Raw genomic sequence first — 16,353 nt, 5'->3', positions numbered from 1 at the left:
GCGGAGGGCGCCGTGTCGCGTGATCCCGCGTTGCCGTATGCATCGCGCCTTGTCGCCGAATGGCTGATCTCGGCGCCCGACCAGCGTCACCGCCGCCTGCCGGGCACGATGCTGTTCGCGGACATCTCGGGCTTCACCCGGCTGACCGAGCGGCTCGCACGGCGAGGCCGCATCGGCGCCGAGCTCATCAGCGACACCCTCGATCGCACCTTCGCCGCGCTGCTGGAACCGGCGTCGGAAGAGGGGGCCGACCTCATCAAGTGGGGCGGTGACGCCGTGCTGCTGCTGCTCCGCGGCGAGGCGCACACCGTCCGCGCCGCGCGCGCCGCGCATCGGATGCGGGCGGCCCTGCGCGACCTCGCGCGCGCCGACGAGGCGGAGCGGTCGGGATCGGGGACGCTTCGCATGTCGATCGGCATCCACCGCGCCGACTCCGGCACCGGCGACCCCGGCGCCGCCGGCTTCGACTTCTTCCTCGTGGGCGACCCTGCCAGCCACCGTGAGCTGATCGCCGCCGGCCCGGAGGTGAGTCACCTGGCGAAGGTGGAGCAGGCCTGCGGGGCGGGGATGATCCTGCTCAGCGCCGCCGCGGCCGCCGCCATGCCGGAAGGGCTGCTCGGTGCGGGGGTGGCGGTCGACGGGTCCGAAGGGGTCGGGCGGCTGCTGCGCTCGCCGCCGCGACCGCAGGCGGCGCCGGCCGCGTCCGCCGGCCTCGACGCCGAGATCGACGGCACGCCGGACGTCGCCGGCACGCTGCCCCCGGGCATCCGTGCGCACCTGCGCGCCGGAGCGGCAGAACCCGAGCACCGGCCCGTCACCATCGGGTTCGTGCAGTTCTCGGGCACCGACGCCCTGCTGCGCTTCCGCGGCGCCCGGGACGCGACCGACGCGATCCACGAGGCGATCGTCGCCGTCCAGCGGGCGTGCCTCGACCACGGAGCCACGTTCTTCGAGTCGGACATCGCCGTGGACGGCGGCAAGGTCATGCTCACCGCGGGGGCGCCCCGCAGCGCCGGGCGGGACGGGGACCGGATGCTGCGCACCGCCCGCGCGATCGCCGACTTCCGGGGCACGCTGAGCATCCGGGTCGGAGTCAGCTCGGGCCACGTGTTCGCCGGAGACTTGGGTCCGCCGTGGCGTCGCACCTACTCGGTCAAGGGCGACGCCGTGAACCTGGCCGCGCGCCTGCTCGGCCGCGGCAGCCCCGGCCAGGTGGTCGCGACCGCACGGGTCATCGGCGAATCGAGCCGGGAGTTCGAGGCCGAGCCGCTGGCGCCCTTCACGGTGAAGGGGAGGCGCGCACCGGTGCACGCCGCGGTGGTCGGCGAACTCCGCAGCGGGCCGCCGAAGTCGCTGACGCCGTTCGTGGGTCGCGACGCCGAGCTCGCGGCCCTCACGGCCGCGGTGTCATCGGCGTCCGACGCCCGGGGAACGGTCGTCGACGTCGTGGGCGAGCCGGGGATCGGGAAGTCGCGTCTGGTCTCCGAGGCCGTCGCGACGAGCTCCGCCCGGGTGCTCGCCGTGGCCCTGAGCACGTACGACACCGAGACCGCGTACGCGGCCGCCGGGATGCTGCTGCGCCAGGTGCTCGGCGCCGGGGCGCACGTCCTCCCCGACGACCTGGCGGCGATGCTGACACGCACCGTGGGCCGCGAGGCGCCTCACCTGGTGCCGTGGCTTCCCCTGCTCGGCGCGACGCTCGATCTGGATCTGCCTGTCACACGCGAGGTCCACGAGCTGGAGGAACGGTTCCGTCGTGGCCGCATCGAGCAGGTCACCACCGAGTTCCTCACCGCGATCCTCGACCAGCCGGCCGTGCTCGTCGTGGAGGACGCGCACCTGATGGACGAAGCATCCGCTGCGCTCTTCCTCCGCCTGGAGGAAGAGGCGCCGCGACACCCCTGGTGCGTCATCGTGACGCGACGCGAGATCCCCTCCGGGCATGTCCCGCTGATCGGAGAAGACGGCGATCGCCGGATCGAGCTGGGCGGAGTGGCACCGGAGGCGGCCCTCGAGCTGCTCGAGTCGGCGGTGGACGGCGCCCTCCCCAGCCGCCACACCCTCGCGGCCATGACCGACCGTGCCGCGGGCAACCCGCTGTTCCTCACCTCGCTCGCCGCCAGCGTCCACGTCGGCGATGTGACCGGCGACCTGCCCGTAACCGTCGAGGCGCTGCTGCTGGTCGACATCGACCGGCTCCCGCCCGGCGACCGCACGCTGCTGCGGCTCGCGGCGGTGCTCGGCGCGCGGTTCGATGCGGCCACGCTGGCGCAGGTGCACGCCGAGCCGGTGACCGCGGATGCCCTCGCCGACCGCCTTCGCGAGTTCGTGCGGGTGTCGGAGGGCGGCGAGCTCGAGTTCCGGCACGCGATGGTTCGCGACGTCGCCTACGCCGGGCTGCCCTTCCGCCTGCGCAGGCGGATGCACGAGCGCGTCGCGGTGACGCTCGAGGCCTCCGCGGGGACCGCGGCCGGCGCCGACCTGCTCAGCCTCCACTTCCATGAGGCCGGACTCTTCGACCGAGCCTGGTCGTACTCGCTGCGCGCCGGCGAGGAGGCCCGCGCGAAGTACGCCTTCGCCCAGGCCGCGGCGTTCTACGCCCGCGCGCTGGAGGCGGCGGCGCAGCTGCCCGAGCCGCCCGCGGAGCGCTCCGCGGCCGCGGTCGCCCTGGGCGAGTGCCTCGACATGTCGGGCGACTCCGCCGGTGCCCTCACCGCGCTGCGACGCGCGCGGCGCGATCTGCGCGATGACCCCGTCGCCACGGCCGACCTGCTGCACAAGGAGGCGCGCATCACGCTGCGCCTCGGGAGATACCGCGCCGCGCTGGCGCAGCTCACCCGCGCTATGCGCGTGCTGGACGGGGTCGACGGACGGGCGGCGGACGCCGTCCGCTCCCGCATCGCCACGTGGTACGGCTTCTGCCTCCACCTGCAGCATCGAGACGCGCAGGCGGTGCGCTGGGGCCGGCGCGCGGTCGAGTGGGCGGAGGCCTCGCACGACGAGGAGGTGCTCGCCAACGCGTGCAACGCCCTCCACCTGTCGTATGGAGCCTCGGCGCTTCACGAGGACCGCCCGTACGGGCAGCTCGCTCTGGACCTCTACATGCGCCTCGGCGACCTCAGCGGACAGACGCTCACTCTCAACAACCTCGCGATCGACGCGTACAACGCCGGCGACTGGAACGAAGCGATCGACGCCTTCGCCCGCGCGGCAGCCGGCTTCCACCGGCTCGGCGACGACGCCGACGAGGCGACCGCGCTGTACAACCAGGCGGACGTGCTGGTCGCGCAGGGGCGTCACCGGCAGGCGCTCGCTGCGCTTGCCGATGCACTCCACCTCGCGCGTCGTGTCGACGACGAGGAGCTCGTCGGCCTCGCGCTGCGCGAGCAGGCGCGTGCCCAGGCCGGGTCCGGAGACCGCGCACGGGCGTGGGTGTCCTTCGACCGCGCGCGGGCTGTGCTCTCGGGTCTGGACCTGGCGACGGAGGTGGCACTGCTGGATGCCGCGCACGCGGAGGCGCTGGCGGCCGATGGGCGATCCGCCGAGGCGCTCGACCTTGTGGACCGGACGATCACCGCTGCCGCGGGGAAGGCACCGGACACGCTCGCCCGCCTGCACCGCATACGGGCGCAGATCCTCGTGGGCCTGGGGCTCGTCGAACCGGCCGCGGTGGCCGCCCGGGAGGGGCTGCTGCTCAACACCGGGACGTATGGCGGATACGAGCCGGCGCTGCTGCGCCTCGCCCTCGCCGAGGCCACGGCCGACGAGCGGCTGCGGACGGACGCCCGGCGTGTGCTGGACTCGCTCGGGGTGGTGGGCTGAGGGCGGCGCCTACTTGATGGTGCCGCGCACATCCCGCAGGAACAGCACCACGAGGCGGAGATCGCCGGCGTTGTCGCGGGTGCTCGCCGCGGTGTCGGTGCAGTACTCCTGTCCGTCGCCGATGACGCCCTTGGCGGGGCATGTCGCGGTCGTCTCGAGTGCGCCCGCGGCCGTCTGCGACCACTGCGCACGGTACTGCGGCACGCCGCCCTGCCCGCACACCGTCTTGTCGCACACGATGGTCATCCGGGCCGGGCTCGTGCGGGTGTAGAGCCCCTCCATGTCGGCGAGGAACTGCGTCACCAGGCCGCCGGGCCGGCACGCCGAGTCGGCCGGGCAGAGACCGAGCGAGAGCGCGACGCTGCCGGCCGCGCCGTTGGGCAGCGACAGGATGCCGCACATCGGTCGCGATGCGTCCACCGTCGTGCATCCGCTCCCGTCCGCCCCGGCGGCACCGCTCTTCAGCGCGGGCGACTGACCGTCGAGCAGGTTGAGCGTGAGGTCCACGGGGAACGAAGCGGTGGTCGCCGCGAGGACCGCCCTCTTGTAGGCGGCGCTGGCCGTGATCTGGATCGCGGCGGTGGCGGCGGAGTACGACGTGGTGATGGACACGTGCGAGGCGCCCGCCGGGATGGTGGCCTGCGCGACGCTGAGCCGACCGGGACCGGGGGCGGTGAGCGACACCGTCGTCGCGGTCGGATACGCCGCCGGTTCGGTCCCGTTCCACAGTGAGACCTCGACCACGAACGGCGTCCCGGCAGCGGCCAGCACCGCGGGGAGCGAGGCGTCCGGCACGCCCGTCAGCTGCGCCGCGATCGCCGGATCAGTGCGTGCCACCGCGGTCATCGACGTGGGCTTGGGCAGCGACGCACCGGACGCCGGCGCGGCGGGGACGAGCAGGGTCGCGAGCAGGAGCGCGGCGATGACGGCGACGGGCCGGCGCGCGGCCCGGATCGGGTGAGACGGCATGGCGCGGCTCCTCACGCATCGGGTCCTCTCAGACTCGCCTGCGCCGGGGCGGAAAAGATCCGTGAGATCACTGAGGTTTCGTCACGGCAGCTCCCGCATCCTTGCGGCATGGCGACCGAGTCTCGCGTGGGGACCGGCCCCGATCTGCCGCGCGCGGCGACGCGACCGAGCCGCATCCCGGGTCGCACGGTGCTGCTCGTGGCATCCTTCGGGGCGCTGCTGGCGTTCCTCGATGCGACGATCGTGAACATCGCATTCCCGAGCATGCGCGAGGACTTCCCCGACGCATCGATCGGCACGATCTCGTGGGTGCTCAACGCCTACAACATCGTCTTCGCCTCCTTCATGATCGTCTTCGGCCGGCTCAGCGATGTGGTCGGCCGCCGGCGCCTGTACCTCGTGGGGGTCGGTCTCTTCACGCTGGCGTCGCTGGTGTGCGCCGTCGCGCCGAACGTAGGCCTGCTGGTCGCCGCGCGCGTGCTGCAGGCGCTCGGCGCCGCGATGCTCGTGCCCGCGTCGCTGGCCGTGGTGATCGAGGGCGCGCCGGCGGGGAGGCGCGCGCGGGCGGTGGGGCTGTGGGCGGCCGCCGCCGCCGTCGCCGCGGGTCTCGGCCCTCCCATCGGCGGCATCCTCGTCGAAGCCGGCGGCTGGCGCTGGGCGTTCTGGATCAACCTGCCGCTCGGCGTGCTGGCGTGGTGGCTCGGGCGGGGCCTCCTCGTCAACAGCCGGGCACCGGGCCGCCGGCGCACGCCCGATCTGCTCGGCGCCGTGCTTCTGGCGGGTTCTCTGGGGCTCATCACCCTCGCGATCATCAAGGGATCGGAGTGGGGCGCGTCCAGCATCGCGCTGTGGGCGACCGTCGTCGGCGCGGTCGTGCTGCTCGGCGCGTTCGTGCTCAGTTCGATGAGGCATCCGGTGCCCGTGCTGGATCTGGCGATGATGCGCAACCGGCCGTTCCTCGTGGCGAACATCGTCACGCTCGTCGCCGGTGTGGGCTTCTTCGCGTATCTGCTCAACAACGTGCTCTGGCTGCAGTACGTGTGGCAGTACTCGATCCTGGAAGCAGGCCTCGCGCTCGTGCCCGGCGCCGTCGTCGCCGCGGTCACCGCCGCGGCCCTCGAGCCGGTGGCCGCGCGGCTCGGCTATCGGTGGGTCATCGCCGCGGGGTTCGTCGTCTGGGCCCTCGGGTACGTCTGGTATCTCACCGTCGTCGACGTCACACCGGATTTCTGGGCGCAGTGGCTGCCCGGTCAGGTCATCAGCGGGATCGGCGTCGGCGCTACGCTGCCGCTGCTCGCGGCGGCCACCCTGGTGACGCAGCCCGGCGGGCGCTATGCGACGGCGTCCGCGGTCATCTCCAGCGCGCGCCAGATCGGCGGCACGATCGGCGTCGCCCTCCTCGTCGTGATCATCGGCGCGCCCACCGCGCTGACCATCGTGGACGACCTGCGAGACGGATGGCGGCTGTGCATCGCCTCGTTCGCGCTCGGCGCGGTGATCACCCTGTTCCTGGGGCGCGTGCGCGCCGCGGCGGAGGACCCCTCGACCGAGGCGATCGAGGGCTCACGGCTTCATGAGCCGGCCGCTGACACCGGAGTGCTCATGCGGCGCGCGGTGCCGCCGGTCGAGGAATCCCTCTTCGCGCGGCTGCCGGCCGCGGTGCGCGACCGGATCGAGCGGACCGCTCCGCAGCGAACGATTCCGGCGGGCGAATGGATGCTTCAGCAGGGCGACCCGGCATCGTCGATGTTCGTCCTGCTCGCCGGCCGCGCCGAGGTCGTCATCGGCGGCCAGGTGGTGCGCGAGCTGGGACCGGGCGCCGTCGTCGGGGAGCTGGCGCTGCTGACGGGAGGCGTCCGCTCCGCGTCGATCCGGGCCCGGCGCGAGTGCCGCGTGCTGGAGGTGCCGCGTGCGGTGCTCGACGAGGCGATCGGCAACGATCCGGCCGCGCTGTCGGCCCTCGTCGCGGCGCTCGCCCGGCAGCTGACGGACGCCAGCCCGCCCACCGGTCGCCGCGCCTCCCGCCCCGGTCTCGTCGCCGTGGTCGGCGCAGGCCGAGGTGCCCCGGTGGAAGACATCGCCGAGCTCCTCCGCCACGGCCTGTCCGCCCACCTGCGCGTCGAGACGCTGCGCGGCCCGCACGTGCCGGAGGAGATCGACCGCGCGGAGCGGACCAACGAGCTGGTGCTCCTCGTCGCGGCGGCCGCGGACGGCGAATGGGTCGACAGGTGTCTGCGCGAGGCGGACGCGGCCGTGCTGGTGGCGGTGGCGGAGGACGCGCCGGAGCACGTGCCGCGCAGCGCGGCGAACCGGCCGGAGCTCGTGCTGGTCGCTGCGTCGCGCTCAGGGCTCGCGCGGGACGCCCGGCGTGCGTGGCTCGATGCCGTGGACCCGTGGCGCTTCAGCGAGCTGACGCGCGACGACCTCACCGCGACCGGCCTGCCCACCGGGCTCCGCGGGCTCGTCGACCGCCTCGCGGGCAGGTCGCTGGCGATCGTGTGCGGCGGCGGGGGAGCGCGGGCGCTCAGCCACATCGGCGTCCTGCTCGAGCTCGAGGCGGCGGGCATCCGCATCGACCGCATCGCCGGCACCAGCATGGGAGCGGTGATCGCGGCGTCGTACGCGACCGGCGTCGACGCCGGCGAGGTCGCCGACGTGGCGTACCGGGAACTGGTCCGCAACGACCTGTTCAGCGACTACGGTTTGCCGCGGACCTCACTGGTACGAGGCGGGCGCGTGCAGCGATCGCTCGTGCGATCGTACGGGGACTGGCGGATCGAGGAGCTCCCGCGCGGATTCCGCTGCGTCAGCACGGACCTCCTCGCCCGCACCGCCGTGGTGCACCGCAGCGGTCCCCTCGTCGAAGCGGTCAGGGCGACGTCGCGACTGCCGGTCGTGTTCACGCCGATCGTCAGTGACGGCCGGCTCCTGGTGGACGGCAGCGTGCTGGACAACCTGCCCGTGGACACCATGGTCGAGCGAGCCGAGGGGCCTGTCGTCGCGGTCAACATCTCGGCGAGCAGTCGCAGGCCGCCGTCGGCGCCGGGCGAGCCGCCCCGGCCGGTGCGCATCCCGCCCCTGGGCGAGACGATGATGCGCACCTTCATGATCAGCGGGGGAGACGCGGCACAGGCCCAGCGCCAGGGCGCGTGGGTCATCACACCCCACTCCATGGGAGTCGGCTTCCTGGAGTTCCACCAGTTCGATCGGCTGGTCGAGTCCGGGCGCGCCGCAGCGCGCGCGCTGCTCGACCAGACCGGAGGCGAGCTGTTCACCGCAGCGGGGCGCTGAGGGGGCCGCTTCCACACCGCGGGGGCCGGCGCAACCCCCTCGGGCACGGCGGGAGCGCGCGTAGCCTTCTGACGTGGTTCGACGGACGGCAGACGCATGAGCACACCTTCCGCTCTCGTCGCCGAGCGCTACCGGCTGGTCAAGATGCTGGGCGCGGGCGGCATGGGCATCGTGTGGCAGGCCTGGGACACCCGCCTGCGGCGGCCGGTCGCGCTGAAAATGCTGCGCACGCAGCCCGAGCTGACCGATGAGGAGCGTCAGATCGCCACCGACCGAGCCATGCGCGAGGCGCAGATCACGGCCGGGCTGCACCACCCGCACGCCGTGACGGTGTACGACGTCGTGGAGCACGACGACCAGCCCTGCATCGTCATGCAGCTCCTCGAATCGACTCCGCTCTCCGAGCTGCTTCGTGAACGGGGCGCGTTCCCGCCCGATGAGACGGCACGGATCGGCGCGCAGGTCGCGTCTGCACTGGCGGCAGCGCACCGGCTCAAGATCGTCCACCGCGATGTGAAGCCCGGCAACATCCTCATCACGGCGGACGGGTCCGCGATGATCAGCGATTTCGGGATCTCGCATGCCCTGGGCGATGCGACCATCACCGCGACGGGCATGATCCACGGCACCCCCGCCTACCTCGCGCCGGAGGTCGCGCGCGGGCTGCCCACCAGTTTCGCCTCCGATGTGTTCTCGCTCGCGTCGACGCTTTACGCCGTCGTAGAGGGTGAGCCCCCCTTCGGCACCGACCGGAACTCCATCGCGCTCCTGCACCGGGTCGCCCGCGGCGGCTATCCGGCGCCGCGGCGCGCGGGGCCGCTGGCGCCGCTGCTGCGCAAGATGCTCGCGGCGCAGCCCAAGCGCCGGCCGTCGATGGAGTCCGTCGCCGACGCGCTCGCTGACATCGGGGGCCAGGAGGACGCCGGCGAGCGCGGTGCCGCGGCAGGACTCGTCGCCCTGGGCTTCGACGCCCCCACCGTCGGCCAGCCCGTGCCGGAGGCGGAGACCGAGCTGCCGGTGGTGGAGACCGTGGCGCCGGAGGCGGAGACCGTGGCGCCGGTGGTGGAGACGGTGGCGCCGGAGGCGGAGACAGCGGCGGAGTCGGAGACCGCGGCGGAGTCGGCACCGGAGGCCGTCGAGGCATCCGTCACCGCTCCACAGCCGGACGCGAGCCCGGGCGCGGCGGCAGTCACCGCGGATCCGGGCCCGGCCACGCCGCCGACGGAGCGACTGCCCACAGGCGCGACCGTTCCCATCGATGGGGCCACTGCGCGCGACGTGCACGCCGCCGAGACGGAGCGTCTCGCACCCGCGGCCGCCGGCGCATCCGCCGCGGTCTCCGAGCATCCGACGGTGGCCGCGGAGGGCGACCGGGCGACGGCACCTGGGACCACCCGGCGCCGCGCGGGTGTCATCGCAGGCGTCCTGGCGCTGCTGGTCGCCGTGGGCCTCGGCGCCGCTTTCCTCTTCGCGTCGGTGCAGGGCGACCCGGGCGTCGCGGATCCGTCCACGTCGGAGACGGCCGACGCCGATCCTGCTCCGACCTCCGAGCCGGAGACCGAGTCGCCCGCGGCATCGACGCCGCAGTCGACCGCGCCGCCGCCGGAGGAACAGCCCGAGCCCACGCCGGCCCCGGTGACCCCCGAGCAGCGGGTCGTCGACACCATCGCGGGGTACTACGCCCTGATGCCGGAGGACCGCGAGAGCGCCTGGCCGCTGATGACCGCCGACTACCAGGAGAACCACGCCGGCGGACGCGACGGATACGAGGCCTTCTGGTCCCAGGTCGCCGATCTCACGGTCACGGATGTCAGCGCCTCGGGGCCCGACAGCGGACAGGCGACCCTCACCTACACCTTCCGCGACGGCCGGGTCGTGGAGGAGGTGACCGCCTACCGCTTCCAGGACGAGGGAGGTGTCCTCAAGATCGCAGCCAGCGACGTGATCAGCAGCCGGGACCTCTGAAGCGGCTCGCCCGCGGCAGCACTCCCGCCGGCTGATCAGGCGCCGTCGGCGGCGATGACCTCGGCCGCGGCATCCGTCCCCAGGGCGCGGTAGTCGGGATCGTCGTCGCTGTGCAGCAGGAGCATGAGCACGACCGCGGCGGCCCACGCCCTCGCGCGGCGCCAGGTGGCGGCGTCGTAGCGGCCGCCGGTGGCCGCGCGGAAGCGTGCGCGACCGCCGGCGTCGAAGGCGAGCCACGCCACGGCGAGGTCGTAGGCCGGATCGCCCGCCGTCACATCGCCGAAGTCGATGATCCCCGCCAGTCCGCCGTCGTGCGACACGAGGTTGCCCGGGTGCAGGTCGCCGTGGATCCACACCGGTGCACGGCTCCACGCGGCCGCCGAGAGCCCCGCGTGCCACGCGTCCTCCAGCAGCTCCGCGGTGGCGGGATCGATCGCCTCGGCGTCGCGCAGTGCCCCGAGCCGATCGCGGAACGCCGGGGCCCGGGTCGCGAGCGCCTGACCGCGGACGGGGTTCACTGGGTGACCCTCGGGAGCCTCGATGTGGAGCTCGCGGAGCGCCGCCGCGAGCGGCTCCGCCCAGCCGTGACGGGCACGGCGGGGCACGTCGATGCCGCGATCGCCGTCGATCCACGGCACGACCGACCACGCCCACGGGAACCCCACCGCCGGGGTGCCGGCGACGACCGGCGCGGGCACGCGCACCCCGACGAGGGTGAGGCGCTCCGCCATGTCCGGCAGCACGAGCTGCTCGTGGAGCACGAGCGGGGCGGCGAGCGCCCGCCGGGGGAGCCGCACCGCGTAGCGCTCGCCCAGGCGCCAGACCTCGCTGTCCCAGCCCTCGGCGACCTTGACCAGCGGCAGGTCAGGGGCATCGGGGACGGCGCCGGTGGCCTGGGCGGCCAGCAGCTGCCGGATCAGGTGCTCATCGATGCGGACCTCTGCGGCGGGCTTGTCGGGCACCCGTCGAGAATATCCGGTTGTGTTCATGTGGGAATGTGTTGTATCGTGTGGGAATTCCCACTGGAGGGTTGCACCACATGTACGCGACGGAGCGCCACGAGCAGATCGAACTGCTGCTGGCCGCGCAGGGGCGTGTCAGTGTCGTCGACCTCGCCGAACGCTTCGACGTCACGACCGAGACGATCCGCCGCGACCTCGATCACCTCGAGTCCACGGGGGCCCTCCGCCGCGTGCACGGGGGAGCAGTCGGTCGCGAGCGCGCCAGCACCCGTGAGCCCTCCCTCGCCGAGCGCGAGCAACGCCATGGCAGCGCCAAGGCCGCCATCGCCCGTCGCGCACTGGACGCCCTCGGCCCCGACTTCAGCGGCTCGGTCTTCCTCGACGCCGGCACGACGACGGGCGCCGTCGCGGCGGCGCTGGCACCGCGCCTGTCCGGCGCCCGCATCGAGGTGGTCACGCACTCCCTCGCCCTCGGGCACGCCCTCGCGGCTGTTCCGGGGTCATCGCTGTCGCTCATCGGCGGTCGCGTCCGCGGGCTCACCGCCGCCGCCGTCGGCGCCGACACGGTGGGTGCGATCGGGTTCCTCCGCCCGGACGTCGCCTTCATCGGCACCAACGGCGTGTCCGCCGGCTTCGGCCTGAGCACGCCGGACCCGGACGAGGCCGCCGTGAAGCGGGCGATCGTGCGGGCGGCGCAGCGCGTCGTGGTCGTCGCCGACGCCGACAAGCTGGGCGCGGAGCTCCTCGTCGGATTCGCGCCGCTGTCGGACGTCGACGTGCTGGTGACGGATGCCGCACCCGACGCCGAACTCGCCGCCGCGCTCGCGGAGGCCGAAGTGGAGGTCTGGCTCACATGATCGTCACGCTCACCGCCAACCCTTCGCTCGATCGCACGGTCACCCTCCCGGCGCCCCTGCAGATCGGCGACGTGCAGAGCGCCCTCTCGGCGCGGGAGGACGCCGGCGGCAAGGGGATCAACGTGGCCCGCGTCATCACCGCTGCGGGGGAGGAGTGCCGCGCCGTGCTGCCGCTGGCGCACGGCGACCCGTTCGAGGCCGCGCTGGCCGGAGCGGGCGTCGACGCGCGCCGGGTGCCGATCGCCGGACGCGTGCGGGCCAACATCGCCATCACCGACCCGGCCGGGGTCACCACCAAGCTCAACCTGCCCGGCGCCGAGCTGTCGGCCGCCGATGCGGCCGCCGTCGTGGACGAGGTCGTCGCCGTGTCCGCCGGCGCGCGCTGGCTGGTCCTGGCGGGCTCGCTCCCGCCGGGGGCGCCGGACGACTTCTACGTCCGCGTGATCCGCGCCGTCCGCAATGCGCACGGCGACGCAGCGCCGCTCATCGCGGTCGACACCTCCGGCGCGGCCCTCGCCGCCGTGGTCGCCGCCGGAGCGCCCGACCTCATCAAGCCCAACGACGACGAACTGGCCGAGCTCGCGGGCCTAGCGCTGGCAGCCGCCGACCTCCATGCCGTCGTCGAGGTCGCGCGATCGCTCGTCCCGTCCCGTGTCGGAGCCGCACTGGTCACGCTCGGCTCGCGCGGCGCGGTGCTCGTCCGCTCCGACGGCGCGTGGGCGGCGACCCCGCCGCCCATCCGGGTGGTGAGCACGGTCGGCGCCGGCGACAGCTCGCTGGCAGGCTTCGTCCTCGCCCACAGCCGCGGCGCCCATCCCGACGAGTGCCTGCGCCTGGCTGTCCGCTACGGCGCCGCCGCGGCATCCCTCCCCGGCACCCAGGCGCCCAGCCCCGCAGACCTTCCCCCCGGCGACGTGCCCGTCACCCGCCTCACCTGAACCACCACCACACCCGACCGCAGGAGGTCACCGTGTCCGACACCATCACGACAGGCCTGGTGAGCCTGGACGCCCCTCTGGGGGCCGACAAGTCCGCCGTCATCCGCTCGCTCGCCGCGCGCGTGGTCGCGCAGGGTCGCGCGACTGACGCCGAGGCGCTGTTCGACGACGCCTGGGCGCGCGAGCAGAAGGACGAGACCGGCCTTCCGGGCGGCATCGCCATCCCGCACGCGAAGAGCGCCGCCGTCACGACGCCGTCGCTCGCCTTCGCGCGGCTGAAGCCGGGCGTGGACTTCGGCGCCCCGGACGGCGCCGCAGACCTCGTCTTCCTGATCGCCGCGCCCGCGGACGCCGCGGAGGCGCACCTCGCGGTGCTCTCCAAGCTCGCGCGCAGCCTCATGCAGGAGGACTTCACCTCGGGTCTGCGGGCCGCGAAGACCGACGAGGAGGTCGTCGCGATCGTGCAGGCGGCGATCGGCGAGGGCGGCGCCGCACCGGCGGCCGCGCCCGTCGCGGCGACCGCCCCGGCGGCAGCCGCCCCGGCCCCGGCGCCCGCCGCGGGGTCCGACATCGACGGCCGTCCCGCACGGATCGTCGCCGTGACGGCGTGCGCCACCGGCATCGCGCACACCTTCATGGCCGCCGACGCGCTGACCGCGGCGGGCAAGAAGGCGGGCGTCGATCTCGTCGTCGAGCCGCAGGGCTCCAGCGGCTACCAGGCGCTGCCCGGCGATGTCATCCGCGACGCCGACGCGGTGATCTTCGCCACGGACGTGGACGTGCGCGAGCCGCAGCGCTTCGCGGGCAAGCCCGTCGTCCGCGCGGGCGTCAAGCGGGGCATCGAGCAGCCCGGCCGGCTCATCGCCGAGGCGGTGGCCGCGGCCAAGGACCCCACGGCGACGCGCGTGGGCGGCGAGGCGGCCGCGGCGACGGCCGCTCCTGCCGAGACGATGTCGTGGGGCGCCCGCATCCAGCGCATCCTCCTCACCGGCGTCAGCTACATGATCCCGTTCGTCGCCGGCGGCGGCCTGCTCATCGCGCTGGGCTTCCTCCTGGGCGGCTACAACGTCACCGACAACGCCGCGAACGTCATCGTGCAGAACTCGCTGTGGGATCTGCCGACCGAGGAGATCACCTCGAACTACGGACCGCTCGGCCAGTACCTCGGCTCGGTGTTCTTCATGATCGGAAGCACCTCGATGGGCTTCCTCGTGTCGGCGCTCGCGGGCTACATCGCCTTCGCGATCGCCGACCGCCCGGGCATCGCGCCCGGCTTCGTCGCCGGCGCGGTCGCCGTGCTCATGAACGCCGGCTTCATCGGCGGCATCGTGGGCGGACTGCTCGCCGGAGTCACGGCATGGTGGATCGGATCGTGGCGCGTGCCCCGCTGGCTCCGCGGGCTCATGCCGGTCGTCATCATCCCGCTCCTCGCCTCGATCGTGGCATCCGGGCTGATGATCCTGTTCCTGGGACGCCCCATCGCGACGCTGATGGAGTGGCTGAACGTCTGGCTGACCGATCTCGCCGGCACGGCGGGCATCGTGGTCGTGGGCGTCATCCTCGGACTCATGATGTGCTTCGACCTCGGCGGTCCGATCAACAAGGTCGCGTACGCCTTCGCTGTGGCGGGGCTCGCCGCCGGGTCGCCCGAGAACCCGACGCCGTACTACATCATGGCCGCCGTGATGGCCGCGGGGATGGTGCCGCCGCTCGCGATGGCGCTCGCCTCGACCGTCCTCGCACGCAACCTGTTCCCGCCCGTCGAGCGGGAGAACGGCAAGGCGGCGTGGCTCCTCGGCGCGGCGTTCATCAGCGAGGGCGCCATCCCCTTCGCCGCCGCGGATCCGCTGCGCGTCATCCCCGCCTCCATGGTGGGCGGCGCGGTGACCGGCGCGCTGAGCATGGCGTTCGCGGTGCAGTCGCTCGCCCCGCACGGCGGCGTGTTCGTGCTGTTCGCGATCAATCCCATCTGGGGCTTCCTGGTGGCGATCGCCGCCGGAACCGTGGTGACCGCCCTCATCGTCGTCGCCCTCAAGAGGTGGGTGGGCCGCAAGGAGCTCGAAGAGGCCGAGGCGCCCGACACGGCCGTACCCGTGGCGGCCTGAGGCCTCCTCAGACAGAATCGGAAAGTCGGCCGGTCGAGGTCCGACGCAGACAGGAGAGAACCATGGCAGAACGTCAGGCCACCATCGCCAGCAGCTCGGGGCTGCACGCGCGCCCCGCGAAGCTCTTCGTGCAGGCGGTGCAGGCGCAGTCCGTCCCCGTCACGATCGCCGTCGACGGCGGCCCCGACCTGAACGCGGGCAGCATCCTGTCGCTCATGGGCCTGGGTGCATCGCAGGGGACGGTCGTGACGCTCAAGGCCGAGGGGGACGGCGCCGACGAGGCTCTCGACGCGCTCGTCGCACTCCTGGAGACCGACCTCGACGCCCAGTAGAGAACCGCTCCGGCCCGAGGCCGGGAAGACGTGACGACGGATGCCGCGGGTCGAAGCCGCTGCGGCATCCGTCGTCCGCGTCCGGGGAGCGTCAGATGTCGGTGCTCTGACCGGGGTCGAGCACGACGAGCTCGCCGCCGCCCTGCTCGGCCGCCCACCGCAGCCGGGACCTTCCCATGTCGCGGCCGGCCACGGACAGCGTCATGTCGTGCGTGCCGAACACCCGCCGCGGGGCCACCGCGAGCACGAAGTCCATGGCCTCGCCGATCTTGAGCCACGGCGCGCCGACGGGGGAGGCGAGAAGCTTCACGTCGCGGCCATCGGGGACGGCGTAGGAGTCGCCGGGGTAGTAGAACTGGTCGTTCACCAGCACGCCGACGTTGTCGACCACGGGGATCGTCTCGTGGATCACCGCGTGCCTGCCGCCGAAGAACTCGAGGCGGAACGGGTCGGCCTCCACGACGTCACCGGGGTGCACGATCGTGATGTCGTACCCCGCGGCGGCCTTCGCCACCCCCTCGGGGCCATAGATCGGGACGCCGGGCGAGGTCGCCAGGATCCGGTCCAGGTGGTCCGGCGTCCAGTGGTCGGGGTGCTCGTGGGTGAGGACGACCGCCACGACGGGTTCGAGCTCGCCCAGGGGCGCGGTGAAGGATCCGGGGTCGATGATGAGCGTCCGTCCGGCGTCGACGAGGGTGACGGTCGCGTGCTCGAACTTGGTGACTCGCATGCGTCGAGTCAACCGCCACCCGCCCACCGGAGCAAGCGCGACCCGAGGGCGGGGCCGCCGGCGGCACCGATTTGGAGAGGGCATGCGCGCCGTGGCATAATCGAACGGTTGCCTGAACGGCCCCATCGTATAGCGGCCTAGTACGCCGCCCTCTCACGGCGGTAACGCGGGTTCGAATCCCGCTGGGGTCACCAGTCGGGCAACACCGTCGCAGTTCAGCTGCGGCACGCTGTACGGCCCCATCGTATAGCGGCCTAGTACGCCGCCCTCTCACGGCGGTAACGCGGGTTCGAATCCCGCTGGGGTCACCACGGCGAAGAGCCCCCGGTCCATGCGGACCGGGGGCTCTTCTCGTCATCGCCTCAGCCGGGCTGACGCGGGC

The 16,353-nt window shown here is 73.6% G+C and carries 10 protein-coding genes and 2 tRNA genes; 9 read left to right on the top strand and 3 right to left on the bottom strand.

The window, feature by feature from the left end; genetic code table 11:
• The first annotated feature begins 12 nt into the window (after positions 1 to 12).
• The gene (locus ACWGUG_RS09480; protein WP_452324504.1) at positions 13 to 3,822 is read left to right on the top strand and encodes an AAA family ATPase; all 3,810 of its coding nucleotides are present in this window, start codon (positions 13 to 15) and stop codon (positions 3,820 to 3,822) included.
• Positions 3,823 to 3,831: 9 nt separating this feature from the next.
• Here the strand turns inward: ACWGUG_RS09480 and ACWGUG_RS09475 are convergent, their stop codons facing one another.
• Positions 3,832 to 4,791, bottom strand: coding sequence for a hypothetical protein (locus ACWGUG_RS09475; RefSeq protein WP_336396893.1), 960 nt, complete (start codon positions 4,789 to 4,791; stop codon positions 3,832 to 3,834).
• Positions 4,792 to 4,899: 108 nt separating this feature from the next.
• Here ACWGUG_RS09475 and ACWGUG_RS09470 point away from each other — a divergent pair, with 108 nt between their 5' ends.
• Positions 4,900 to 8,082 (top strand): MFS transporter, encoded by a 3,183-nt coding sequence (locus ACWGUG_RS09470; RefSeq protein WP_452324503.1) that lies wholly within the window; start codon positions 4,900 to 4,902, stop codon positions 8,080 to 8,082.
• 96 nt (positions 8,083 to 8,178) lie between these two features.
• Positions 8,179 to 10,047: a protein kinase domain-containing protein gene (locus ACWGUG_RS09465; RefSeq protein ID WP_452324502.1), complete on the top strand. Its 1,869-nt coding sequence runs from the start codon at positions 8,179 to 8,181 to the stop codon at positions 10,045 to 10,047.
• Between the two features lie 35 nt (positions 10,048 to 10,082).
• On the opposite strand, the gene ACWGUG_RS09460 is transcribed toward ACWGUG_RS09465, so the two are convergent.
• Entirely contained in the window at positions 10,083 to 11,009 is a 927-nt protein-coding gene (locus tag ACWGUG_RS09460; RefSeq protein ID WP_452324501.1) for a phosphotransferase, read from the bottom strand.
• Positions 11,010 to 11,086: 77 nt separating this feature from the next.
• Between ACWGUG_RS09460 and ACWGUG_RS09455 the strand changes: the two genes are divergently transcribed.
• The 4 genes from ACWGUG_RS09455 to ACWGUG_RS09440 all read left to right on the top strand — a co-directional run bounded on the left by ACWGUG_RS09455 (position 11,087) and on the right by ACWGUG_RS09440 (position 15,241).
• Positions 11,087 to 11,866, top strand: coding sequence for a DeoR/GlpR family DNA-binding transcription regulator (locus tag ACWGUG_RS09455; RefSeq protein WP_336396897.1), 780 nt, complete (start codon positions 11,087 to 11,089; stop codon positions 11,864 to 11,866).
• The gene (pfkB, locus tag ACWGUG_RS09450; RefSeq protein ID WP_452324500.1) at positions 11,863 to 12,804 is read left to right on the top strand and encodes a 1-phosphofructokinase; all 942 of its coding nucleotides are present in this window, start codon (positions 11,863 to 11,865) and stop codon (positions 12,802 to 12,804) included. The genes ACWGUG_RS09455 and pfkB overlap by 4 nt, the downstream gene beginning before the upstream one ends.
• Positions 12,805 to 12,836: 32 nt before the next feature.
• The gene (locus tag ACWGUG_RS09445; RefSeq protein WP_452324499.1) at positions 12,837 to 14,909 is read left to right on the top strand and encodes a PTS fructose transporter subunit IIABC; all 2,073 of its coding nucleotides are present in this window, start codon (positions 12,837 to 12,839) and stop codon (positions 14,907 to 14,909) included.
• A 62-nt stretch (positions 14,910 to 14,971) separates the two neighbouring features.
• On the top strand, positions 14,972 to 15,241 hold the full coding sequence (locus ACWGUG_RS09440) for an HPr family phosphocarrier protein (protein WP_336396900.1): 270 nt from the start codon (positions 14,972 to 14,974) through the stop codon (positions 15,239 to 15,241).
• A gap of 91 nt (positions 15,242 to 15,332) precedes the next feature.
• Here ACWGUG_RS09440 and ACWGUG_RS09435 read toward each other — a convergent pair whose 3' ends face one another.
• Positions 15,333 to 15,971, bottom strand: coding sequence for an MBL fold metallo-hydrolase (locus ACWGUG_RS09435; RefSeq protein ID WP_336396901.1), 639 nt, complete (start codon positions 15,969 to 15,971; stop codon positions 15,333 to 15,335).
• Between the two features lie 118 nt (positions 15,972 to 16,089).
• Here ACWGUG_RS09435 and ACWGUG_RS09430 point away from each other — a divergent pair.
• A tRNA-Glu gene (locus tag ACWGUG_RS09430) sits at positions 16,090 to 16,165 on the top strand.
• 41 nt (positions 16,166 to 16,206) lie between these two features.
• Positions 16,207 to 16,282, top strand: a tRNA-Glu gene (locus tag ACWGUG_RS09425).
• The last annotated feature ends 71 nt before the right edge of the window (positions 16,283 to 16,353 follow it).

It is taken from the genome of Microbacterium sp. NPDC055455, from assembly GCF_053619935.1.
Note: the sequence above shows the minus strand (reverse complement) of the source record. Positions and strands in the feature narration are given on the sequence as shown.

What these genes read in the sequence shown, in the direction of transcription:
- ACWGUG_RS09440 (WP_336396900.1), top strand. Translation starts at nt 14,972, where the DNA reads ATGGCAGAACGTCAGGCCACCATCGCCAGCAGCTCGGGGCTGCACGCG.
- ACWGUG_RS09435 (WP_336396901.1), bottom strand. Translation starts at nt 15,971, where the DNA reads ATGCGAGTCACCAAGTTCGAGCACGCGACCGTCACCCTCGTCGACGCC.
- ACWGUG_RS09455 (WP_336396897.1), top strand. Translation starts at nt 11,087, where the DNA reads ATGTACGCGACGGAGCGCCACGAGCAGATCGAACTGCTGCTGGCCGCG.
- ACWGUG_RS09470 (WP_452324503.1), top strand. Translation starts at nt 4,900, where the DNA reads ATGGCGACCGAGTCTCGCGTGGGGACCGGCCCCGATCTGCCGCGCGCG.
- ACWGUG_RS09475 (WP_336396893.1), bottom strand. Translation starts at nt 4,791, where the DNA reads ATGCCGTCTCACCCGATCCGGGCCGCGCGCCGGCCCGTCGCCGTCATC.
- ACWGUG_RS09465 (WP_452324502.1), top strand. Translation starts at nt 8,179, where the DNA reads ATGAGCACACCTTCCGCTCTCGTCGCCGAGCGCTACCGGCTGGTCAAG.
- pfkB (WP_452324500.1), top strand. Translation starts at nt 11,863, where the DNA reads ATGATCGTCACGCTCACCGCCAACCCTTCGCTCGATCGCACGGTCACC.